Raw genomic sequence first — 24,989 nt, forward strand, 5'->3', positions numbered from 1 at the left:
AACAGCCTTATACCAACCTCATTATTGAATGCGTATCCCAATTTTGATCTAACTGTGACCGGGCGGGGGATTCTACTCATCATTACCGTGACTGACTAGCTTGTTTATTACTCAAAAATACTGTAGAGAAAACAAGATAAATGATAGTACGAGCATCCAGTGTCTCGCCAATAAATTCACGCTATTGATGAAGTTCACATTGTTGTCGCAAAAATCATCTTATGTTGAGGCTTTGAGGTGTGGCGCGGAGTGTACTGGAATGCCTTAAAATGTGTTGGTAAATATCATAATTTATGACTTGATTAAGGTTGATAGAGTAAATTCATCACACAACCATGGGCTCAATCTCGTTAACAACGTCTTTTCTCAATTCTTGTTAACTCATCTGTTAACAACCACCCGTTAACAACCTTCTCGACTATGTCATCTTGTTTGGCTAAATATTTTATGATGATGGGTGCCGTTTAAGAGGGATATCAAGTACAATTGCGCCGCGTTCGACCCCCACTTGGAATAAAATGTTGTATGAGTCCTGATCTCTAGGCCAAAAATTGCTCAGAGAAAATGCTCATCAGGGGGGTGGCCCAAGCGCTTTCCCTCTATCCTATCCTGCGCGGGCAAGCGCTTTTGTTGCCCTTCAAATAATTTTCTGTCCAAATGGTTAACAAATTGCCTTAACCTGGTTTTTCCAGGCCGCTCTTCGTATTTCTGCTGATTTGCGCTTTGGGTTAAGCACTCAGGTAGATGCATCTTCAGGCGCTAGTGGCGTTGAAAGAATACATTGCCTGTAGTGAAAATCTGAGTGAAAACCTTGCAGAATACAGGGCGTCAACCTAACAGAGGTTTCAGACCGGATATGTTGATACTGCGCGGTGCTCCGGCGCTTTCCCCTTTTCGTAATCACAAACTTCTTTCTCAGTTGCAAGAGACTGTACCTGGCGTCACAGGTATTCACGCCGATTACTGGCATTTCATTGATACGGATGAAACCTTGTCGGAGCCTCAGAAAGCGACCTTAGAAAGTTTGTTGACTTACGGCCCCTCAATAACGTCTCAAACCCATGAGCCTGAAGAACAGGCCGATATTTTTACTCTTGACAGTGTTGTTACTCTTGACAGTGTTGTTACTCTTGAGTGTGTTGTGGTGCCTCGCCCTGGGACGATTTCCCCGTGGTCGTCAAAGGCGACGGATATTGCTCATAATGCTGGCCTTACGATGATTCATCGTATTGAGCGAGGAGTGCGCTACCAAGTATTCGGTGAGAATCTGACCGCTGAGGCTTTGGCGCCGCTACTGCACGATCGTATGACGGAAGCGGTACTAGAGCGTGTGGAAGACGCACAAGCACTCTTTGCCCAAAATACACCAATGCCTATGTCCAGCATTGACATCAAGAGCGATGGGCGAGGTGCTTTAGAGCAGGCGAATCAAACTTTAGGATTGGCCTTAGCAGACGATGAAATTGATTATTTGTTGGACAGCTTTGCGGAGCTAGATCGTAATCCGGTGGATGTGGAGTTGATGATGTTCGCGCAAGCGAATTCAGAACATTGTCGCCACAAAATCTTTAATGCCAGTTGGACGGTGGATGACCTTAAGCAGGAACGCAGCCTGTTCAAAATGATCAAAAATACTTATGAGCAGGCCGGTGATAATGTGCTATCAGCCTATGCGGATAACGCTTCGGTGATTACCGGATCGACAGCAGGGCGTTTTTATCCTGACCCAGAAACCAAAGCGTATGGCTTCAGTCAGGAGCCGATCCATATATTGATGAAAGTCGAAACGCACAATCATCCTACTGCAATTGCACCGTTTCCTGGTGCTGGCACCGGGTCTGGCGGTGAGATTCGTGATGAAGGTGCCGTCGGGCGAGGCTCTAAGCCGAAAGTGGGTTTGACGGGCTTTACCGTCTCTAACCTTCAAATCCCCGGTTTTGAACAGCCCTGGGAAGTGCATTACGGTAAGCCTGGCCGAATCGTTTCGGCACTGGACATTATGTTAGAAGGCCCGATTGGAGGTGCAGCGTTCAATAATGAATTTGGGCGTCCTAATTTATGCGGGTATTTCCGTACCTTCGAAATGGATTTTGACGGCGAGCGTCGAGGGTATCATAAACCCATCATGCTGGCTGGTGGCTACGGTAATATCCGAGAAGAACATATCGAGCAGCGTGAATTTGACGCCGGTTGTAAGCTCATCGTACTGGGTGGGCCGGCCATGCTCATCGGTTTAGGCGGTGGTGCGGCCTCGTCGATGACCACAGGCAGCTCTTCTGAAGATCTGGATTTTGCCTCTGTGCAACGTCAAAACCCTGAAATTGAGCGTCGCTGCCAAGAAGTGATCGATGCCTGTTGGCAGTTAGGGGCGAGTAATCCTATTGCGTTTATTCATGACGTAGGTGCTGGTGGGTTGTCGAATGCCTTCCCTGAATTGGCAAAAGACGGCGGTTGTGGGGCCATCTTTGAGTTGCGAAATGTGCCCAATGATGAGCCTGGCATGAGCCCTTTGGAGATCTGGTGTAATGAATCTCAAGAGCGTTATGTCTTAGCGGTGAAACCGGCCGACCTCGTCACCTTTGAGACCATTTGCCAGCGGGAGAGAGCGCCGTATGCGGTGGTGGGGGAGTCAACGGATGAGCAAATTTTGGTCGTCAATGATCGCCACTTTGATGCGAAGCCAGTAGATTTACCGATGTCGGTGTTATTCGGTAAGCCGCCGAAAATGCACCGCAGCGCTCATAAACACACCGGCGTTACCTCGGCTTTTGATGCAGAAGCCGTTGATATTAACGAAGCCGCAGAGCGTGTGTTAAAACACCCGGCGGTGGCCAATAAAAGTTTCTTAATCACGATTGGTGATCGCAGTGTGACAGGTCAAGTGGTGCGAGATCAAATGGTGGGGCCATGGCAGATTCCTGTGGCCGATTGTGCCGTGACCACGGCTGCTTATGATGCCTATTGCGGTGAAGCCATGTCCATGGGGGAGCGTACCCCGGCGGCATTGATCAATGCTCCTGCATCCGGCCGTATGGCCATTGGTGAGGCCATTACCAATATTGCGGGTACTCGAATTGGCGCTTTGCGGGACATTAAATTGTCTGCCAATTGGATGTGCGCGGCGGGGCATACTGGTGAGGATGAAAAGCTGTTCCGAACGGTTGAAGCGGTGGGAATGGAGTTGTGCCCGAAACTGGGGCTGACGATTCCTGTCGGCAAAGATTCCATGTCCATGCGCACGGCTTGGCAAGAAGAGACTCCCGGCGGAGTAGAAAACAAAGCGGTGACGGCACCACTGTCGCTAGTGATCAGTGCTTTTGCGCCTGTGTTGGATGTACGTAAAACCCTCACGCCTCAATTACGAACCGATAAAGGTGAGACCGAGATTCTCTACGTGGATTTAGGCGGTGCGCGTAATCGCATGGGGGCGTCGATTTTGGCTCAGGTCTACAATCAATTGGGCGATGATGCGCCTGATGTGAACGATGCTGATCAGCTTCGTGCGTTCTTTGAGGCCATGCAAGCGAGTTTGGACAGTGGCGACCTGCTGGCTTATCACGATCGCTCCGATGGTGGGCTTTTCACGACATTGGTGGAAATGGCGTTTGCCGGGCATGTGGGCATTGATATTGATTTGAGTCCGCTGCCAGGCGCTCTTATGGGGGCGTTATTTAACGAAGAGCTGGGTGCGGTATTACAGGTAAAAAGCGAACGTGTAGTGGCAGTGCGAGGTGAGTTTGAAACTCGAGGGGTACCGATCTATACCATTGGCCGTTTAAACAAGACGGATCAAGTCCATATCGTGGGCACGCGAGGTGTGTTATTTGAGCAGTCACGCGCCTATTTACAGCAAATCTGGAGTGAAACCAGTTACCGCATTCAAGCAATGCGGGATAATCCTGAGTGCGCCGAACAAGAATTTCAGCGAATCCTCGGTAAAAATACCGGCTTAAGTGCGGAGTTAACCTTCGACCCTGCCGAGAATATCGTCGCTCCCATAATCAACACTCTTATGATCAACACTGGCGAACGCCCCAAAGTCGCTGTGCTGCGAGAGCAAGGGGTGAATGGCCATGTGGAAATGGCAGCGGCATTTGATCGAGCGGGATTTGCGGCCATCGATGTACACATGAGCGATATTTTGGCTGGCCGAATGAATTTTGCTGACTTTAAAGGTTTGGCGGCGTGTGGTGGATTCTCTTACGGAGATGTACTGGGAGCCGGTGAAGGCTGGGCGAAGACCATTCTTTTCAATCCAGAAGCTCGCCAAGCGTTTGAACACTTTTTCCGCCGTACCGATACGTTCAGCCTTGGGGTTTGTAACGGGTGTCAGATGATGTCCAATCTGAAAGACTTGATTCCCGGTGCAGAGCATTGGCCGCGCTTTGTGAGAAATCGTTCAGAGCAATTTGAAGCACGTTTTAGCCTTGTTCAAATTCAAGAGTCGCCTTCCATTCTCTTGCAAGGCATGTCAGGCTCCCACCTCCCTGTGGCGGTGGCTCATGGGGAAGGGCGGGCAGAGTTCCGTGATCAGTCTCATTTAGACGCGTGTTTGGCTTCCAACACAGTTGCATTGCAGTATGTGGACAACGGTATCCAGGTGACAGAGCAGTACCCAGCCAACCCCAATGGCTCGCCAGAAGGCATTACAGCGCTGACCAGTGCCGATGGTCGTGCAACGATTATGATGCCCCATCCAGAGCGCGTTTTCCGTACGGTAACGAACTCGTGGCACCCAGATGAATGGGGCGAGGATGGCCCTTGGTTGCGTATGTTCCGTAACGCACGCGTATTTGTGGGATAAGCGCAAAAAAGCCACTATGTGATGCGTCTGTTTTCTGGCGCATCGAGATGATATTTGATTTTTGAGAACACTATGACCGATAAATATACCTCAACAGAACAACGAGCCAGTTACGGTATTGGCCGTCAATTGGGTGACCAATTAACAAAAGCCCCTTTTGATCAGTTTGATCAAGACGCTGCGTTAGCGGGCTTTGTAGATGGAATGAAAGGCGCTGAACTAGCCGTAGAGGCAGATTTAATCAATGCTGCTTTCAAGGAAATTCAAGAGCACTTGCAAAGCAAAAAGGACGAAGAGGCAGAGCGTTTAGGGGCAGAGGGCAAGGCTTTTTTGGTTGAGAACGCCAAGAAAGACGGTGTAGTGGTATTAGACTCCGGCCTCCAGTATCAAGTGTTGGTGGAAGGAGATGGTGAAAAGCCAACCAATACCTCTACTGTGCGTACCCATTATCACGGAACTTTAATTGACGGAACCATTTTTGATTCTTCCGTCGATCGTGGTCAGCCAGCGGAGTTTCCTGTTAATGGTGTGATTGCAGGTTGGACTGAAGCGCTTCAATTAATGGGTGTTGGTTCAAAGTGGCGTTTGTTTGTTCCGTACAACTTGGCCTATGGTGAGCGTGGTGCGGGTGGGGCGATTGGTCCTTATGCTACGTTAATTTTTGATGTCGAGTTGTTGGATATCGTGGCGTAATTTGCCACCATCAGTTTCTAGCTTCTTGTGTTTGTTTCCCATTTGATAAGTGCGATTACGCACTTATCAAATGCACTATTCAATTTAATCTACTCACTTTATTTAGCCGTTACACCAGACCTATTTAATTAATGTAGATGATTCAACTTAGACAGTACTCGCCGAATGACAGAAGACAATACGACCCAACAACACACCACCGATGAGAAAATTTTTGATTTAGCGGATCGCCTAATTGAGGTGGTCAATGAGGCTACCGATACACTCTCAGCCGGTGAAGCTCATCAAGCGTTGATGTATGCCAGTGCCCGTTTTGGGGCTTTTATTGTTGCAGGCAGTAGCCAGAGCCGTAACGATTTTAAAGAAGATCAGCTAGCTGCGCGTAATTTTTACATGGATCAATTTCGCCGTTTATTAACGGCTAATTTTGATGAGTACCTTGAAAATTATAAGGAATATGTCGGTCAAGATACCGAAGAGCATGGAGGTGAATGATGTCGGTTCAATCCATTCAGACGTATACCGCCGATTATCAAAACCCTCGGCATGGAGAGATTATATTGGGCTTACTGGATAGCTATGCACGAGACCCAATGGGGGGCGGGCAAGGTTTGCTACCAGAGGTGTGTGATAGCCTGATCGAAAAGTTGGGAGCGCTGTCTTACGCCATTAGCATTATCACGGAAGTCGATGGCCAACCAGCGGGTTTGTTGAACGGCTTTTGGGGATTTTCTACTTTCAAAGCGAAACCGTTGTTAAATATTCACGACATTGTTGTTGAGCCTGAATTTAGAGGGCTGGGAGTGAGCCAGTATCTATTGCGAGCGGCAGAAGCGATGGCCAGTTCTCATGGTTGTTGCAAAATAACGTTAGAAGTGCTTGATGGTAATGAGGTGGCTAAGCGGGCTTATCAAAAATTTGGTTTTGCTCAATACAAGCTAGCTGACGAGGCTGGTGGTGCTGAATTTTGGGAGAAGCCGCTGTAAGGCTTCTCTGTTTTCTGAAAAGTGCTTTTCTTGACCGGTTTGTTTCACTTCTCGATTTTTTCACTTCTCGATTTTTCCTCTTTAAGTGTATAAGTCTTTAATACATCTCCTATTAATCAGTAAAAAAAGAAAAATATAGACCCTTTCACATTTTTTAAATGTACCTGGACAGCCCCTGTTCAGTGTGACGCATTTTTCTTTCTGTAAGGCCAGCTGGTCATTCTGCAGACCCGTTCAAACTCAGTGTGTCTACAAGCTCTTATAACTAAATCCATACTATTGATAAGTTTATTAGTAGCTTAATCTCAAAAAACACCAATATCTTTGCCGATAGTGTCGTTGTAATGATGCTGTTGGCGGAAAGCACTCATTGGAAAAATAACAGTTCAAGTAAGGAAATTCCTCGGAGTCTAATATGTCAAACAGCGTCCTGCGTGGCTGCGCCCTTGTTTTTATGACCATTGCACTTACTGCTTGTGGAGGCGGTGGGGGTGGCGGTGGATCGAATAACCCTTCGGATAGCGCTCCTGATGTTAACTCGGGTTCAAACAACGGTGGTTCAAGCAATTCAGGTGGTGCATCGGATGATGGATCAAATTCGGGTACCGGAGGCAGTGGTACTGGAGATGGCGGTACCGGAGATGGCGGTACCGGAGACGATGGTACTGGAGATGGCGGTACCGGAGATGGTGGCACAGGTGATGGCGGTACCGGAGACGGTGGTACTGGAGATGGCGGTACTGGAGATGGTGGCGCAGGTGATGGTGGCGCAGGAGATGGCGGTACCGGAGATGGTGGTGCAGGAGATGGCGGTACCGGAGATGGTGGCACAGGAGATGGCGGTACCGGAGATGATGGTACTGGAGATGGCGGTACCGGAGATGGTGGCACAGGAGATGGCGGTACCGGAGATGGCGGTACCGGAGACGATGGTACTGGAGATGGCGGTACCGGAGATGGTGGCACAGGAGATGGTGGCACAGGAGATGGTGGCACAGGAGATGGCGGTACCGGAGACGGTGGTACTGGAGATGGCGGTACCGGAGATGGTGGCGCAGGTGATGGCGGTACCGGAGATGGTGGCACAGGAGATGGCGGTACCGGAGACGGTGGTACTGGAGATGGCGGTACCGGAGGTGGTGGCGCAGGTGATGGAAACAGTAACTCAGTTCCAATGATCCCCATGCCTTTGAATGATACGGGTATTACGATCAGTGGTCGATCCGGGTTTGGAAATAACGATACTTGCGATACCACAGACCTTATCGGACAAGATTGTGCTTTTCATCGTGACAGTCTTGCAGTGAATGGGGCGCTGGGTAAAACGGGGGATGGTGATTTAGGGTTTGATTTTACCCGTTTAAATGCCGATGGCACCGACTACAGCGGTAACGGTAACTACGGTTCTGAACCCTGGTCCTGTGTACGAGACAACCGCACGGGGCTTGTCTGGGAAGTAAAAACAACCGACGGTGGAACCCATAGCCAAGAGCATCGTTATCGTTGGGGGGGGCTCACTGCTCAAGGGAGAAACAGTGTTGAGCGTACTGGCTTATTCTTCAACGATTGGAACGCATTGGTAGAGAGTGCCAATAATAATGAGTTGTGTGGCTATTCCGATTGGAAAGTGCCGTCCCAGAGTCAATTGATGTCGGTTATCGATTTTGGACAAGTGAGTTTAAAGATGGATACGGGCTATTTCCCTAATGCTCAAGCAGAACGTTATTGGACTTCTACACCCTACTCTAGCTTAGAGTTTCATTCGTGGGTTGTGGATTTAGGGTTGGGTAGCAATAAAAACCTCCCTCGTTATGAATCTGCATTGGTGCGTTTAGTGAGAGAGAGGGATTAAGGATGAAGATATCAACGATGCCAGTATTCAGTAAAACACCAACACAACTGCATGTGATAACGTCCAAAACGGAGAGTGAATCTACCATGTTTCAGCATCAGCCCACTACGGATAAACGTACTACCTTATTCACTCGTTTCATCAAAAAACCGCTATCGGGCTGTGTAGGCTCTGCTTCTTCTGCAGCGGCTGCTTTAGCTCTGTTACCGTTGGCGCTGAGTTTGCCTGCGCAGGCAGCCGTCGTGAGTTATATCGATGAAGAGCACCCGGTTTCCCGGTTTGAGGTGAATGGTGACGGCACCGTGACGGATACCGTCACCGGTTTGATGTGGGCCCAGTGTGAAGAGGGATTGAGTGGTGCCTTATGTGATACCGGAGCGTCTCAGTCCCAGTCTTGGGTGGCAGCATTAAGTTCTGCCCGCAGCAGTGACCTTGCGGGATACAACGATTGGCGGTTGCCAAACGTCAAGGAGTTGCAATCGTTGGTGGCTTACAACCGAGTGGCCCCAATGATTAACGAAGAGGCCTTTCCGAATGCGTCTTCTGACGATTTTTGGACATCATCACCCAATGTGCAATCTCCCGGTGAAACGTGGTTTGTGGATTTTGACTTAGGCTATGTTGATTACCAGTTTAGAAGTGTGCCATTTAAAGTACGTTTGGTGCGTTCTGGCATTGATGAAACCCAAGTGACGGCAGCGGACGTGCAAGACAATGTGACTCCTGCCACTGATGCGGGGGGCAATGAAGGTACAGATGGGCTTGATCCACGTGATGCTCATATCCAAGGCTTGATTGCCAATATGGGCTTAACGGGTGATCCAACAACAGGGCGTAATTTGCCCAGCATTGACAGCCCTCTCGCACAGTTGGGGAAGGCCCTGTTTTTCGCTCGTAATCTTGGGGGTGAACAAGAAGTGGCCTGTGCCAGTTGTCATCATCCTGCATTGGGTGGTGGTGATAACTTGTCGTTCAGTGTGGGTACGAATGCGGAAGATCTTTTTGGCAATGGCACACCCAATTTACTTGGGGTTGGCCGTCATCATTCCAGTGGTTATCCCCTCGTAGGGCGTAATGCTAATTCAGTCTTTAACATTGGGATGTACGATGTGGGCTTATTCTGGGATTCTCGTGTTCAAAGCCAAGATGGAGAATTGGCGGCCATTGGTGCACGAGGCACTGAAGCGGGAATCATCACGCCAGACTCCCCAGATAATGCCACTCCCGATACGAATATTCCCGTTGGAGCCAGTTTAGCCAATGCCCAGGCGCGATTTCCAGTCACTGACGCTGCTGAGATGCGAGGTGAATTTGCAGCCGGTGAAGACAATCAAACGTACCGTGCCACCTTGGCAGCACGCTTGGCCAGCGATGAGTTAGCATGGGCGCCATTATTTGAAGCGGCCTACGGTGATAATCAAGTTACTTTTGATCGTATCGCTGAGGCAATCGCGACGTATCAGGAATCTATGGTGTTTATTAACAACCCATGGAAGGCTTTCCTTGAGGGCAATAGCGATGCCTTAACCGCTGAACAAAAAGATGGAGCCATTACGTTTTACACCGAAGTACAGCATGGTGGGGCAGGTTGTGCGGAGTGCCATTCTGGTGACTTCTTTACCAATGAATTGCCACATGTTATTGCCACACCGCAAATTGGCCCTGGTAAAGGGGACGGTGAAAATACAACAGAGGACTTTGGTCGTGAGCGTGTCACCGGTAATTCATCGGATCGATATAAATTTCGTACACCCACGTTGTTGAACGTGGAAGTGACTGCGCCTTATATGCACACTGGCGTTTACACTTCATTGGATGCCGTGATGGATCACTACAATGACCCTGCGTTTGAAATGCAGCGATTGTTTGGTGTGAATGTGCGCTCACAGACCGCCACCTTTGATGAAAGTGGCACTTATTGCGAGCTTCCCCAAATTGCCAATGCCATGGCTAAAACAGGGCTGAGTTGTGCAGAGGTGTATGATGTATTAAACCCGAACGCTATCGAGAATAGCCGTGAAGCACTTATGGATGTAGTCGCTCGTGGCTCAACGGCGGTGTTGCAGAACATTGATATCAGTGATTACCACTTAGGGGCGATGACGGCATTTATGCGGTCATTGACAGACCCATGTGTGTTGGATCGGGCATGCCTAGACCCTTGGATTATTGATAGTGATAACCAAGCGACTTTCCCAGACAGCTTTCCTTTAATTGGAGTGGATGAGAGTCAAGCGGAGCTGTAAGTCGCACCATTTTTAAAGCGGCAGTAAAAAATAATAAAAAACCCTGCATGGCAGGGTTTTTTATTGATGGGCAGTCACTTTATTTAGTAGGACATTATTAAGTAGGACTTTTCAGTAGGACTTTTCAGTTTTTGATTTCTTGGGGCTTCTTAAGGCTTTTGGGGTTTCTTAAGACTTTTTAGGTTTCTTAAGACTTTTTAGGTTTCTTAAGACTTTTTAGGTTTCTTAAGAGGAGCAAAGCCGTCTCCGAAACTGCCAGGTTCTGCAGCGTCTTTCTTGGCATTGCTGGCGGGCCCAAAACGTTTGGGTCTTCCTTTATTAACGGTATCCCGTGCGCGAACCTTGGCTTTTTTCTTGCCATCGTTTTTTTGATGGCGCGTAGTTGTTTTGGTCTTTTTCTTGGTTCCGGCGGCTTTCCCAGAGCTTTTCACTTTGTCTGGGCCTTTGTATTTCGCCTCCAGTCCTTTGAGGCTGATTCTTTCAAAATTGCTCCCGGTAAAGCGTTCGCAGCGTGCTTTATTATTCCAATCCGCTGGGGTGATAAAACAAATGGATACCCCTTCATTACCAGCTCGACCCGTGCGACCACTGCGATGAACGTAATCGTCTGGGCTTCTTGCCATATCAAAATGAATGACCAACTCCAGATCTTTGACGTCTAATCCACGGCCTGCTAAGTCGGTGGCCACCAATACTTTCACCTTGCCTTGGCGGAAAGCGTTCATCACACTAAAGCGTTGGTCTTGGGTGAGGTCGCTGTGCAACGTCCCTGCCTCAAAGCCGTAATAGGCTAATAACCCCCTTAGTCGATTGGCCTCGTTTTTGGTGTTGGTGAAAATCAACGCTTTATTGAATGATCTGTCGTTCAGCAGCTTTTTTAGGGCTAATTGTTTGTGGTGCGTATCATCGCTTAGAAGATACTGATGGCGAATGTTGGAATGACCACTACGAGGGGCGTCTACTTCCAGTGTCTCGGGCTCACTTAAATAGCGCTGGGCAACTTTGATTACCCCTGGGTGAGATAAGGTCGCTGAAAATAACAGAGTTTGTCGTTCTTCATTAGATGCGGTAACGATTTTGCCAACATCCTCAGAAAACCCCATATCCAGCATACGGTCTGCTTCGTCCAGTACTAGAAATTCTAAATCATTGAGGTCAGTAGAATTGCGGCCTAAGTGTTCAATAATTCTTCCGGGGGTGGCAACAATAATTTCTGGGTTTTTGCGCAGTAGGGATGCCTGAAATTTAAAATCGTCCCCGCCGGTAATCTGACAGTATTGAATTTTGGTAAAACTGGCGAGTTGCTTGATGTGTTTTCCTACCTGTTGTGCCAACTCTCGTGTTGGCACCACAATTAATCCTCGTGCGCCACTGTTCGGTGCGGGTGTGTTGAGCATCTTATCCAGCATTGGCAAAAGGTAAGCAGCGGTTTTTCCGCTACCGGTTTCCGCGCTGGCCAAGAGGTCTTTTCCTGCCTTAATTAGAGGCAAGGCGTGAGCTTGAATGTTGGTTGGGCGTTGCAGGCCGCCGGCTTCGAGTGCTTTTAATAGGCGTTCATGCAAAGTAGTTTCGCTAAAAAGTGGGGCTTCAGGAGCCAAGAGAAAATCCTCAGTGGTCGATATGTATATTCAATAATAAAAAAGTGTTTATAAAACTGTAACAGAAATAGGCCTTTGGGTCAGTTTGTTGTTCTAGTTGTGGTTTTGGTCAATAGTATTGCCCTCTCAGGGTTAGGGGTATGAGGGTACTTGGTTTCTCATGACAGTATGGCGCAGAGTTCATGCCAGTGTTGGTTAATACGTTTATTGGTCAATACACTTTTTAGCCAATACACTTTAGAAAAATCAGAGTCGATATTGAGTGGCGATCGGCTTTACTCGTTTTAGTGACAGTGGACTTATGGCCGCTCCATAAAAATAGAAAACATTGATGAAAGTATGCAAAAAAGTACTGAATAGAGGGTTAGGTATCATTATGAATAAATTTAAAAGAAGTGCATTCGGGGTAAAGTTCGCTCTAGTGTTGGTGGGTTTTATTATCGTGAGCTCTGTGGTAGCAGATAATCATCAAGAATCCAAGTCAGGTGTTAAGGTCGAGTCAATCCGCGATGGGTTGTATATGTTGCAAGCTAAAGGGGGAAATGTTGGCGTCTTTATCGGTGAAGATGGGGTTTTCGTTATTGATGACGGATATCAAGAGGTCGGCCCAGCTATTTTGTCTGCCATTCAAACCATTACTCCACAACCCGTTTCTTATTTGGTCAATACCCACTGGCATGGTGATCATACTGGTGGTAATGAACACATAGGAAAGTCCGGTGCCACGATTGTTGCCCACGATAATGTCAGAGCACTATTGAAATCGGGCTCACGCTTAGAAATCTTTAATACGGATTACCCAGGTTTGCCGCCGGTTGCGTTACCGAAAATTACGTATAACGATGCCATGACTTTCCATTGGAATGGTGACACCGTGGTATTACAGCATTATGCCAATGCCCACACCAATGGTGATGGAGTCATTTTTTTCGAAAAGGCCAATGTAGTACACACTGGTGACGTATTTTTTAATGGATTTTACCCATTTATTGACGCTGAGCATGGGGGCAGCATCAAGGGAATGATTAAAGCAGTCGATGCTATATTAGCGCGCAGTAATGACAAGACTCTCATCATCCCAGGCCATGGCCCTTTGAGTTCAAAAAAAGAATTACAGAATTATCGTGAGATGTTGAATAAAGCAGTTCAGTTGATTGAACCTCTAAAAAAGCAGGGACTATCGATGGCTGAAGTAATTGAGCGTAAACCGACCCAACCGTTGGATGCGAAATGGGGTAAAGGTTTTTTGAGTCCAGACCTTTGGACGCGAATAGTGTACAACGCACTGTAAAAGCGTTTTATACATTATCGGAATAAATCAAAGTTTAACCTATCCAAGAATCTACTTGTTAAATGAAGGCGTAAAAGTCATAACTGTCACAGAGGCTACCTATACTGTGATAAATGCCGTATCTTGAGCAAATACAGTTGTTCGCACTTTTTGGGCGATGTAGGGGGTGTCGAGTACGGTTAACCTCGTCTGAAAAGGACCCTGCTATGTTACATATTGAACAATTGAAAAGCGTTCCCATGAGTGTTAAATGTCTGCACATTCACTCCCATGAAGGAGGCATTTACCTCGTGGAAATGGAGTTTGATAGCCAGAGAGAATTTATTGCCGGTGGTAATGGTCGACCCTTACATTTTGCCAGTGTGGAAGATGTACGCCGTAAATTAAATAGCTGTAAACCCGAAAAAGTAAAATTGGTGCATCACTCTGCTTATGGAGAAATGATAGGATTAAGCTCAGATGCCATCGAGCCCATGGAGCTTGAAATTCCTTGGGTGGTAGAGCAGGTACATTAAGTAGCTAAAGGACCGCTGCCCAAATCAAACATAACCAAATAATGCCTTTTTACTGATTGATTATGAAAAGGGTAATTTTTTCTACTAAGCCATTTAATGGTCTGCCGTTTAAAGGGCTGATTTCAAAGAGATCAGTCCATTTTTGAAATACTTTTTCTCCTTTCTCCTTTCTCCTTTTTCCTTTACTCCTTTCTTGTAGTTCGACTTAATTACTCCTCTTTACTTTTCTTTTCTCTTTTTTTATTGCTATTCAATTCGGTATTATGGCATTTGCTCAATGTATTTAAAAAAGGGTTTGTTTTTTTATTTTTGAGTTTATTGGTGGTAATTATAATCTCTTTTGAGAGTGGTTGTTGGGTGAAGTGATTTTTTCATGACCGAGTGATTTGATTTTACCAAAATAATTTTTTTATCTCTCCGTATTATCAATGAAATATTTTTTATCGTGATAAATCTTGATAAAATATTCTCTGTGCAGTGTAAAAAAATGTGCAAAATCACAGCGTTGTCTACTGTTAATTAATTTTATTGGGAGAGATTTTCTTGAATAGAAAAATAGTAAAGTATTTATTAATTTGTCCTTTCTTTTTGTTATATCTTAGTTCATCCAATGCAGCCGTGACGCTTGATGAGGCGACCATACGGTCACAACTTAAGGCGCTTTCTGAGCGAAGTGAACCTTATTTATTATTTCATGATGGTCCCAAAGAAATATTTGTTGAGAAAGCGCTGCAATTTGATCCCAGTTATCTTGATACGTTAGAAACACGTTCCAAAGTGATTTCTGATGCACAATATGGATTATACGCTCCTATATTTGCTCATTTAACTAACCCTGCAGAAAGTCAAAAAGAAGCCATTTCCTCTCAATTCTGGGCGAATTACAATAAGCAGAAAGAGAGAGCAACGTTAGATCGTGCAAGACGTTATCAAGGGGCGGCGCTCAGAGAAGTCTGGCGCTGGTTAATTAATTATCACTTTACTGCATCTTTCGGGTACTCAACGGAAGATCAAAAAAATGAGTTATTTGACTACACCTCTGAAATTGCAGAAATTCTGTACAATTCCGATGGTATCGCAACCGCCGGTATTCCTCGTACTTTGTCTAACATTGGCGGCATTAACGATTACAGTAAACACAATTACCATGCGGAAAACATTGCCATTTTAATGTATTACGCCATGGTTTTTCCTGATGCGCCTAACGCTGCTGAGTATTTAATGTTTGGCTTGCGTGAGTTTGAAAATCTTATGGCAGAAGGGGTTTACGATGGTGGAGCGTGGAATGAATCTCCTCGCTACCAAGGCGCAATTTTAAGAATCTTAATTCCTGTTTTGGCAGATGTGAAAGCGTTATTTGGCATCGATCAATTTGAAAATACCAATTTCAAAGCGATGCTGCGTTGGTTGATGTTGGCGCAAACTCAAACGGTGAATGACTCGATAGCAGGTGATTCAATCTACGGTTATGGGCGTATTCCAGCGGTTGGTGATTCCATTTGGACTCGCGAATGGTATTTATGGTGCTTGTATGCGGCGAAACACTATAAAGACACTTCGCCAAAGTTTGCACGCAATCTTATGTATGCATGGGAGCAAGCGGGTTCACCAACCATCTCTAATCTCAGTCGTGAGGCTTTCACTGTCGCCGATTTCGATTTGTCTATCGCCCCAGTCCCTCATTCTAGGTTGAATAAGAGCTTTGTGTTATCTCAGCGCAAAGGGCATGTGGTAATGCAGAGCGACCGTGGAGACGATAACCAACAGTGGGTCTTTTTCCGCTCGGGTGAAACGTCACAAACGGTGATTCCTATCTCACGTCATGAACATGCGGATCACAATGGTTTTAGTTTGTTTTCATTTGGTTACCCCGTTGTTCTAGACCCAGGTATTTCGCGTTATACCGAAGGTGGCGCGAACAACTACCGTGCAGCACCGGTACACAGCACTGTAGATTTTGCAAAGCATTTGGACCCGAATCCGTTATTTACTGCCATTTGGTCTGAAGAAGACATGGAGCACACCATTATTTCTGGTGAAATCAAAAGTTTTACCACCAATGATCAATTTGATTTGGTCATTGGCCGAGCCGAAAAAGATGGCTGGCATAATGGCTTCCCTTTCTCTAGCCCAGAGAATTACACAAGACAATTCTTTTTTGCGAAACCTAACTATTTCGTCATTCGCGATGACATCAGTGATGAAGGTGTTGCCGATTACTATTTGAACCTGTTGGCGCAATACAGTGAACGTGACAGTCGCGGTAATGAAGTGGTCTTTAATCACGATGCTGGTTTTAAATTGAAAGTGATTTTCTTAAATCACAAAGGTGTTCAGTTTGAAATTGGAGAAACGTCGTTGGCCGATGTGCCTGAGTGGGGTGATCGTCTCACGCAATTGAAAGCCGAACGTCGTGATGGCCGTGATGGTTTTGTTACGCTCATTTATCCTTATCGCGATAAAGAGCCTGATTTAAACGCTTTTTATAACGGTAGTGACAAAATTTCTGTGATTCGTGGCGAGTGGTTGGATGAGATTTCATTCCAGGGGGACAATTGGTCGATGCAAACCCTGTTAGCGGAAGGCAATACCCATTTGCATAAAGCGGGTCATTTGTATCATCAAAATACCCTGTCTGGCGGCCCTCATGGTGATGACTTTGACGATTTTTACAATGTTCAAGCATTGTTAGAGGCGGGCAGATCGGCTCAGCCAGTGCGTGTAGAGGTCAGAGCAGGTCGACGAGTGGATTCTATTCAGTTCCATTATGATAACTACTCTGCACCGCGCCATGGTGGCAGTGGTGGTTCGAGTCGTGGATTTACCTTAAACCCTGGGCAAACCATTAAAGAGATTCATGCTTACAATGGTCAACGCAGCAATCGTACTCGTGTTTTCGGATTAAAATTCGTTTTAAACGATGGCACTGAGTACGGACCTTACGGCTCAACTACTAATGATGTCACGATCTTAGGTGGTGAAAACGGTGCGGATATTGTGGGTTTACATGGTCGTAGCGGTTCAGAGCTGGATCGACTAGGTGTGGTTTTATTGGCGGACTAGAAGTTTAGCTTATCGCCTTTCAAGTAAAAGAATGAAAAAACACCCAGCCATTGAGCTGGGTGTTTTTTTATGATTGGTTATAATTTTCTTAGTTGTTGTTTCTATATTTCTCGTTTGGCAGATGCTTAAAGTTACAACGACTATGATTTATCGTTTTTTAAGAATAAAACCCTTTTCTTCAGAGCTTCGTTGACTTTAGCGTAGCTTACTTCCATTTGGCTGTGATCCCAGAATGGGACATATAAGCCTTTGTAGTCTTCGTGAATGGTGACTTTAGTTCCTTCGGGAACCTGTTCGAGAGTGTAACTGTGGTCAAAAGTAATTATACCCCAGGTGCCGCCATACTGATTAAGCAGCTTTTCGGGTACGACTTGTTTTACTTTTGCTTTGATTTCATATTGCTTTCCACTTGGTTCTTTAAATTGCATGACCACTTTTCCTCCCTCAATAAATGTCCCTTGGGGGTCGAGAATGACTGGGTTCCATTCAGCATAAGCACTGGTATTGGTCAGGACTTCCCATACTTCATTGGGGGAGGCTTCAATTACAATTTCATTATTGACAGAAGCGCAGCTAATTAATCCTAATGAAATTAAGCCTAAAATAATCTTCTTCATGAAAATTCTCATTGTATGGGGAGGTTTATCAACCCCCTCCATTGATTTTCGAAAAGTTAAACACCAACGTATTTATTAAACCAACCTAGAATCTGCTCTGGGTTTTTGCCAATCCAGTCATAAGCAGCAGCACGGTTGTGAGCGGCAGATTTTAATTTGGGAAGGTCAAGCCAAAGGATTTCTTTTTCAACGGTTAGATTTTGATAAACTTGTTCAACAAATTCTTTCTTGGTAAAAGGATCATTGGTGTTTTGAATAATCATGGTCGGGACGTTGATGTCTTTGACATCATTGATAAACGTATTTTCCATGAAATCAATACCGGTTCTTTTTTCCATCACTTTATTGGCACTATTCCGTAAAAAACCTGGCATACCCATGGCGGTAATAAAGTGTTTATAATCGACAGGCTGAATGGTCACCATCGCTTTAATATTCTTGTATTTCTTTAGGCCATCTTCTCTGCCGAAGGCAATAGTAGCGGCGCTGTTCCCCATGCATATACTGAATAAGCCGATATCACTGTCTTTGTACTCGGGGTGTTTACTGACGAAATCCACTGCAGCAATAACATCTTTACTCTCTTCTGGCCCCCAGCTAATCCAAGGTAATGTGCCTTCACCACTATCGCCATGGTTTCTGAAGTCGTACATGAGAACAGAGTATCCGGCATCAACCAGATACTTCGCTTGATTAAGAAATTCGATATCGGTGGGGTAGCCTTTGATCATGCCCTTATCTTTGCGGGTATAGCCGGCCCGGCAACATTGAATCCCAAAATGGGATTGAATAATAATTTTGTCGGTACCGCCTTTGATCAGCCATCCAGAGATTGTTACGCCGTCACTGGCTTTGAAGGTGACATCTTCATACTCTAACTCTCGGCTTGCTGGAGTATCGAAAACTGGCGAACTAGCCGGTTTAATCATCATATCTGCAATCATATTACCAAACATTTTTCCGCCTCCTTCAGGCTTAATTTACTCTGGTTTGTTTAAGGCCAATATTGATCTTTTATTGAATATTGATGTGGCGCTGGTCTATGGAGCCAGACCCTTCAGATCAAACTTGTAAACTCATAGGTTTACTATACGCTTGAATCTTTATTGTGTAAACCTTTGAGTTTACTTTTGTGTTGTATTGTTTTGTGTTGTATTGGCTTAAGGGCTTTACTCTCAGATTATACATTTCACAGATTAGTATAGCCCTTAGCCTTTCGTCGTTAATGTTATTGATGGGATCACTTTTTAAAAAATTACTTTTTAGCGAACTCAAAAAAATCGCCGAAAGCCTGTTCTGACATTTTCCAGCACAACTCTTGATTGTGTGGGTCTAAACAGAATTTTTCGTGCTCGGGCTTACCGTGGTCTAACTTCCCTTCTGAAAGAGATTTGGCCGGTGTGCCGACGTCAAATTCATTTGGTTGTATAAAATCGCCATTCAAAATATTCTCAGCGAGTGAGGCATGGGCGATCGTCAGTGAACCATCTGCTGCCGATTGGCGTTTCATTTTGAGTTGCATAACTCGAATGACCACTTTTGCCAAGAGCTTAATAAAAAGGCTATTGTCGGCGGTGGAATTGGTCACTAAGTTAGTTTCAGCAAAACCAGGTTCAGAGCAAAGGCTTTTGATCTTGTTGGTATCATAACCTCTTTGCTCAAGCATCTGTCCTAACTTGAGTGCGAAGGTAATGCAGGCGAGCTTGCTTTGGCGGTATCGTTCAAGCCCTGCGTTAGGAGAATCGCCGCCCAAGGTGCCAGCTTTTGATGTTAGAAAAAATGTCTCTTCTTGGGGGAGTTTAGACATGTAGCGAACACCAGAGGTCTGCTGACATATTCTCACTTCTTTACCATTTTCTAGCGCGAGATCAAACGAGGGAAAGACATGCTTAGCAAGAAGGTAATGAGAATAAAAATTGACTTGCATTTGTATGTCATACCCTAAGGCAGAGCGGGTGTCATTGACCGGGCCAAACCCAGCATTATTTGCCAATACGTTGAGACCGCCATAATTCTTAGCGATTAAATTAACTTGCTCAGCGGCTTTTTTTACAGATTCTACACTTTTTAAATCGCAGGCAATCGTGTGTAATTGCGTGCTGCTACCACTATTCTTTATTTCAGTTTGCAGTTTTGTTACCGCTTCTTCCACTCGAGGTGATTCTCTATTCAAAAGCAGAAGTGCTTTTACGTTTTTTCTAATGGCAAAAACCGATGCCCAGTAGCCCGTACCGGACGTGGTTCCTGTAATAGCCATAACAGTATCAGGGCTATTGGGTATCTTGCTTAGCCAATTGTCGAAGTATTTTGTTTGAATAGCCATTTTGGATTCCTAACGATGAATATAAGCAGTAACGGGTTTATTTCATATGTTTGTCAAACCACTCAATTACCTGAGAGGGGTCATTAGAAAAATAACGATACGCTTCAGTGCGAATATTTGTGTCTTCAATCCAAAACAGTTTTTTCTCTTCTACGGGAATACTCTCGAAAATATCTTCCATGTCGTAGGGTTTTGTTAAAAAATCATCTCGGACTTGAACTAAAAAAGTAGGGAAATTGATAGATTTCGCGAACGTTGGCATATCGATATCACTGGTTCTAATACTGGTGAGTTTTTCATACTCGGTTTCCCATGTTTCTGCAGGAATGCCAGCTGCAGTAACCCCACCATCAATGAAAGCTTTAGCGGAGAGTGGCTGAAGAGCCATCATAGATTTTATGCCTTCAAATTCTTCTGGGTGTTTATGAATAGCTGTGAAGGTAGAGTTGGCACCATAACATTGTGTGTAAATAGAAATATCCATGTTTTTTGTCTCTTCGCGAGAGCGGACATAACGAAGAGCGCCAATGACATCACGGTACTCAATTAAGCCAGAGCCAATAATTGGGTGAGGACCAGGAGCACTTAAGCCATTTCCTCGAAGGTCATAAGTCAGAATGTTATAACCGGCTTCATGGAGCGCTTTGTATAAAGGTAAAAAATTTACTTCAAACCCTGGGCCACCGATACTCCAGGGCTCTAAGTGCCCGGGTAAACCATAACGGTTAGCGCCTTTAAAATGATTGACGATGATGATGTTGTCAGATGAGCCGGGAATAAACCAGCCCTCGATCACGGTGCCGTCCATTGCTGGGAAAAACACGTCCTCATATTTCATGTCGTAGTCGCTGGGTCTTCGTAGGATAGGGGTACGAGACGCTTCGCCCATAACATGTAACATCGCTTTCATGGCTTGTTGTGATTGTTCGTTCATTTTAGTTTTCTCCTGTGATTGGTCTGCCATTGCGAATGGCATGCCTAATAAAAAACTTATTATTAATGACGCAATATATTTTGGGGTACGGTGTAAATATAAATCTCGGTTCACCATATGTCTCCAAGGCTCTAGGTTAAATTAAGTGATGTAGGAGTTTGTATTTGTAAACTCATGGGTTTACTATAACACTGAAATTGAAAATGTAAACCCGAAAGTGTACAATTTTACTCGAAGCTGGAAATGAGGTGTTAAATTGACTGAAGTGGCTACAAAAGAGCGTAAAAAGACGCTAAGTGAAATAAAACGTGAGGCTATTATTGATGCAGCAAAAAGCGTTTTTTTAGAGCTGGGCGTGGAAAGAGCGCATATGAATCGAATTGCTGAAGTAGCGCAGGTTTCTAAGCGCACCGTTTATAAGCATTTTGAATCGAAAGAGAGTTTGCTTATGCAATTGCTTGGTCAGTTGTGGACGGTGGGTATGACGAAGCTAGAGGTGTCTTATGACCCGAGTGCGTCATTAAAATTACAGCTGGAGTCATTGATTAAAGAGGAGGTAGAGGCCTTAAGTAGTGAGGAGTATATTGGGTTGGCCCGCATCGCTATGGAACATTTTCTATTTCAACCGGGCATCATTCAGTCAGAATTAGAAAATGTGGATCCGAAAAAAACCGCTTTGTATCGCTGGATGAAGGCCGCTACGGATGATGGTCGCTTGGATATCTCTGATTTAGATTACACGTTTTCTCAACTTCAAAGCTTGCTAAAAGGAAGTTGTTTTTGGCCTCAGATGGCGAAAGTTACCCCCATTTTGGATGAAGAGCAGAAAATGAAGTTGATACAGGAAAGTGCAAAGCTCTTTTTGGCTCGTTATGTGGTTGGTGTAGCCTAGAGGCGGGTGTTTCTTGGCGTTTTAGTTAGGCATATTTTACTGAATGTTGAGAAGAGTGCAGTGCCCCAGAAGGGCACTGAAAAAATAAAAGAAATAATAAATTACGTTGTTACCACCAATCGCACAGAATCCAATCTCGCCTGCACTTGATCCAAATAAGACAGCAATGTCATAGACTGCTCTTTTAAATGGTCCACTTCTTCCTGACGAATATTCGGATTCACTTTTGCCAAGGCTTCCATACGATCAATTTCATATTGTTGTTGTTTAAGCATGTTGGCTTTGGCGTCGTTCACTAGGGTTTTTTGTTTTTCTTCCGCTAAGTTTTGCGCGTGTTTTAGCGTGGCGTCGACGTCGTTGCGAACGTGCTTGAGCAACTTGTCTGCTGGGCCTCTTCCCACTTTTTGGGCGAGCTTGGTAATGTGCTCACTGGTAATGATGTGGCCGAGGTCTTTGCTTTTGTTGTCGATTAAAAAGCGCACTGGCTGTGTGGGCAGGTAGCGTCCAATTTGTAACGACTTGGGGGCAGGGCAGTGCATCACGTACACCACCTCAACTAACATGCCACCGGGTTTGAGTGGCGGTAGTTTGATGGTGCAAAGGCTACAGTTGCCATGGTCACCCTCAGTGATCATCTCCATCGCGCCGGTGACCATGGGATGCTCCCAGGTTAAGAAGGTGAGATCTTCTCGGCTTAGGGATTTCTCGCGATTGAAACACACGCTGATGCCATCGTCCGGCAATTCTGGGAAATGGGAATGCATGTTTTCGCCGGGGCGCAATACCATGGCGGATTCACTGTGAGATTGATGTTCCACAGAGAATTGATCGAACACCCGTGTCATGTATTGAGTGATGGCGTCTTCTTCGCCGTGGGTATGAATGGCGTCGATAATCTCGTTGGCTTTTTCAGGGTTACACGAGTTCATTTCCAGCAAGCGGTCGCGGCCTTGTTGTAAGGTTTCTAAGGTGCTGGCGTTAAGGTCTTCGGTTTCCTGAATAAGCGTATCCAGCGTTTCTTGATCTGCTGGGTTTTCTAAGCAATTGGCGAGTTGTTCTTTGAATCGTTCACCGAGCACAGCACCGGCAGGGTTGGTGATTTCAAATCCATTCATGCCCTCATGGAACCAGTCGAGTAAGACCGATTGGGCGGAGTCTTCAAAGAAAGGCACGTGAATGTTCACGGTGTTTTTCTGTCCGATGCGGTCTAGTCGGCCAATACGTTGTTCCAGTAAGTCGGGGTTGCGAGGCAAATCAAACATGATCAAATGGCTGGCAAACTGGAAGTTTCGGCCTTCACTGCCGATTTCCGAGCACAGCAGAATTTGGGCACCGTCTTCTGGATCTGCGAAATAGGCTGCCGCGCGATCACGCTCAAGAAGCGAAAGGTCTTCATAGAACACACTGGAGCGAATACCGTTGCGTAAACGCAGGAATATTTCCAGTGCCAAGGCTGTATTGGCATTGGCGGTAATGAGTAGGACTTTTTCTTTTTTGTGTTGTTTTAAGAAGCCCAATAGCCATTGCACGCGAGGGTCGGTATTCACCCATTCGGCTTCCATGGGGTTGTCAGCGGAGTGAGGCTGTTCTGGGTAGAGATCCGTGGCGCTGTAGTTTTCTGGTAGCTCAAGTGGGTGAGGGTTCAGTACCCGCTCTGGGAAGCCCTCAACGCTGGAACGTGTGTTGCGGAAAAGCACGCGGCCAGTGCCGTGGCGATCTAACAATTCGCGGACGTGATTGAAAATAATGCTGTTGGTGGCGTCTTCGCAATCGGTTTCGCTTAAGGTTTGTAGCAGGTGGTTAAAGCGCTCTTCACCAATGACCGACTGCAAGTGTGACTGAAAGGCTTTTGCACTCTCGTCAGTGGCACTTAATTGTGCCGGCCCATCGTGACTCAGTAACGTTTGAATGAGATCGTTGATGGGTTGATAGTTGGCTTCCTCTTCTTGGAAAGCACTCAGGCTGTGATAACGATTGGGGTCTAGCAGGCGCAATCGGGCGAAGTGGCTTTCAATACCCAGTTGCTCTGGTGTGGCGGTTAATAAGAGTAGGCCGCGAGCGATACCGGCTAGGCGTTCAACTACTTGGTAGTCGATACTGGCTTCGGCTTCGCTCCATTGTAAGTGATGGGCTTCATCCACACAGAAAATATCCCACTCGCAGGCGGCCGCTTGATCGGCGCGTTCGGGGTTCTCGGTCAGCAAGCTTAGGCTACATAACACCAGCTGGGTGGACTCAAATGGGTTATCACTTTCGCTTTCGGTAATGGCTTGGCAGCGGGCTTCGTCTAGTAAGGTAAATTGCAAATTAAAACGGCGCAGCATTTCCACCAGCCACTGGTGAACCAAGCTATCGGGCACGGCAATCAAAATACGTTGGGCGCGGCCACTGTGCAGCTGCTGGTGAATAATTAAACCGGCTTCGATGGTTTTACCGAGGCCCACTTCGTCGGCCAATAAAACTCGTGGTGCAAATCGATTTGCCACTTCTTGGGCGATAAAGAGCTGATGGGGTAGGGTGTCGACACGTGGCCCAAGTAAACCGTTGACGCCGGATTGTTGCAGACGGGACACCTCTTTTAGGGTGTCTAGGCGCAATTGGAATCGACGAGGCTTATCGACGTTGCCGGCAAACAGGCGCTCTTGTGGTCCGCTGAAGTGAACGAAGGAATTCAACTCCAGTTCGATAATGTCTTTGTCTTCCCCATTGTCGTTGCGGCCTTTGTAAACCAAGTAGTGGTCTTCGTGCTCAACAACATCCATGACAGTAAAACGCTGGTCGTCAAGGTCGGTAATGGTGTCGCCGATGTCATAGCGAACGCGTGTTAGAGGCGCGTTGTTTTCAAAATAGGTGCGTCTCTCACCGGCGGCGGGGAAGGAGAGAGTGACACGCCGCTCTTCGATATCGACAACCATGCCGAGACCCAACTCGGTCTCTGCGTTACTGATCCAGCGCTGGCCCAAAGCGAAGGTAGGTTGTGTCAAGGTACTTCTCCTAATTCTGGTTTTGTTCAATCTTGTGTTGTTCGATTTTACGGTGTTCAGTCGAGTGCCGTGCAATCAGGCTAATGCTGATTGATGACGAATGCCATCAGCGTTCATGGGTCACACGATAGTGTAGCGGCAGTGTGATTCATTTTATTGAAGGTTCGAATTCCTTTGACGACACTCACAGT

General features: G+C 46.0%; 16 protein-coding genes. 10 read left to right on the plus strand and 6 right to left on the minus strand.

The window, feature by feature from the left end:
• Positions 1-856 precede the first annotated feature (856 nt).
• The 6 genes from purL to LU351_RS10205 all read left to right on the plus strand — a co-directional run bounded on the left by purL (position 857) and on the right by LU351_RS10205 (position 10,581).
• Positions 857-4,804, plus strand: coding sequence for a phosphoribosylformylglycinamidine synthase (gene purL, locus LU351_RS10180; RefSeq protein WP_232593968.1), 3,948 nt, complete (start codon positions 857-859; stop codon positions 4,802-4,804).
• A 72-nt stretch (positions 4,805-4,876) separates the two neighbouring features.
• On the plus strand, positions 4,877-5,497 hold the full coding sequence (locus tag LU351_RS10185) for an FKBP-type peptidyl-prolyl cis-trans isomerase (protein WP_232593969.1): 621 nt from the start codon (positions 4,877-4,879) through the stop codon (positions 5,495-5,497).
• Positions 5,498-5,662: 165 nt separating this feature from the next.
• Positions 5,663-5,992 carry a DUF3144 domain-containing protein gene (locus LU351_RS10190; protein ID WP_232593970.1) on the plus strand — a complete coding sequence of 110 codons (330 nt, stop codon included), beginning with the start codon at positions 5,663-5,665 and terminating at the stop codon, positions 5,990-5,992.
• Positions 5,989-6,483: a GNAT family N-acetyltransferase gene (locus tag LU351_RS10195; protein WP_232593971.1), complete on the plus strand. Its 495-nt coding sequence runs from the start codon at positions 5,989-5,991 to the stop codon at positions 6,481-6,483. Before LU351_RS10190 ends, LU351_RS10195 begins: the two co-directional genes overlap by 4 nt.
• A gap of 415 nt (positions 6,484-6,898) precedes the next feature.
• Positions 6,899-8,335: an Lcl C-terminal domain-containing protein gene (locus LU351_RS20720; protein ID WP_269783421.1), complete on the plus strand. Its 1,437-nt coding sequence runs from the start codon at positions 6,899-6,901 to the stop codon at positions 8,333-8,335.
• Positions 8,336-8,337: 2 nt separating this feature from the next.
• Positions 8,338-10,581, plus strand: coding sequence for an Lcl domain-containing protein (locus LU351_RS10205; protein ID WP_232593972.1), 2,244 nt, complete (start codon positions 8,338-8,340; stop codon positions 10,579-10,581).
• 206 nt (positions 10,582-10,787) lie between these two features.
• Here the strand turns inward: LU351_RS10205 and LU351_RS10210 are convergent, their stop codons facing one another.
• Entirely contained in the window at positions 10,788-12,179 is a 1,392-nt protein-coding gene (locus LU351_RS10210) for a DEAD/DEAH box helicase (RefSeq protein WP_232593973.1), read from the minus strand.
• A 376-nt stretch (positions 12,180-12,555) separates the two neighbouring features.
• On the opposite strand from LU351_RS10210, the gene LU351_RS10215 reads away from it, so the two are divergent.
• From LU351_RS10215 to LU351_RS10225, 3 genes are all read left to right on the plus strand, one after another.
• Positions 12,556-13,470 carry an MBL fold metallo-hydrolase gene (locus LU351_RS10215; protein ID WP_232593974.1) on the plus strand — a complete coding sequence of 305 codons (915 nt, stop codon included), beginning with the start codon at positions 12,556-12,558 and terminating at the stop codon, positions 13,468-13,470.
• A 206-nt stretch (positions 13,471-13,676) separates the two neighbouring features.
• Positions 13,677-13,985, plus strand: coding sequence for a DUF6482 family protein (locus LU351_RS10220; RefSeq protein ID WP_269783422.1), 309 nt, complete (start codon positions 13,677-13,679; stop codon positions 13,983-13,985).
• Between the two features lie 543 nt (positions 13,986-14,528).
• Positions 14,529-17,048: a jacalin-like lectin gene (locus LU351_RS10225; RefSeq protein ID WP_232593976.1), complete on the plus strand. Its 2,520-nt coding sequence runs from the start codon at positions 14,529-14,531 to the stop codon at positions 17,046-17,048.
• 140 nt (positions 17,049-17,188) lie between these two features.
• Here the strand turns inward: LU351_RS10225 and LU351_RS10230 are convergent, their stop codons facing one another.
• From LU351_RS10230 to LU351_RS10245, 4 genes are all read right to left on the minus strand, one after another.
• The gene (locus LU351_RS10230; protein ID WP_232593977.1) at positions 17,189-17,665 is read right to left on the minus strand and encodes an SRPBCC domain-containing protein; all 477 of its coding nucleotides are present in this window, start codon (positions 17,663-17,665) and stop codon (positions 17,189-17,191) included.
• Positions 17,666-17,721: 56 nt separating this feature from the next.
• Complete coding sequence (locus LU351_RS10235) at positions 17,722-18,621, minus strand: alpha/beta hydrolase (RefSeq protein WP_232593978.1); 900 nt, start codon at positions 18,619-18,621, stop codon at positions 17,722-17,724.
• A gap of 299 nt (positions 18,622-18,920) precedes the next feature.
• Positions 18,921-19,988 (minus strand): SDR family NAD(P)-dependent oxidoreductase, encoded by a 1,068-nt coding sequence (locus LU351_RS10240; protein ID WP_232593979.1) that lies wholly within the window; start codon positions 19,986-19,988, stop codon positions 18,921-18,923.
• Between the two features lie 37 nt (positions 19,989-20,025).
• The gene (locus LU351_RS10245; RefSeq protein WP_232593980.1) at positions 20,026-20,922 is read right to left on the minus strand and encodes an alpha/beta hydrolase family protein; all 897 of its coding nucleotides are present in this window, start codon (positions 20,920-20,922) and stop codon (positions 20,026-20,028) included.
• Between the two features lie 265 nt (positions 20,923-21,187).
• Here LU351_RS10245 and LU351_RS10250 point away from each other — a divergent pair, with 265 nt between their 5' ends.
• Positions 21,188-21,814, plus strand: coding sequence for a TetR/AcrR family transcriptional regulator (locus LU351_RS10250; RefSeq protein WP_232594036.1), 627 nt, complete (start codon positions 21,188-21,190; stop codon positions 21,812-21,814).
• A 101-nt stretch (positions 21,815-21,915) separates the two neighbouring features.
• On the opposite strand, the gene rapA is transcribed toward LU351_RS10250, so the two are convergent.
• Positions 21,916-24,798 carry an RNA polymerase-associated protein RapA gene (gene rapA, locus LU351_RS10255; RefSeq protein WP_232593981.1) on the minus strand — a complete coding sequence of 961 codons (2,883 nt, stop codon included), beginning with the start codon at positions 24,796-24,798 and terminating at the stop codon, positions 21,916-21,918.
• Positions 24,799-24,989 lie beyond the last annotated feature (191 nt).

Source organism: Marinibactrum halimedae (assembly GCF_021234875.1).
Classification (GTDB): domain Bacteria; phylum Pseudomonadota; class Gammaproteobacteria; order Pseudomonadales; family Cellvibrionaceae; genus Marinibactrum; species Marinibactrum halimedae.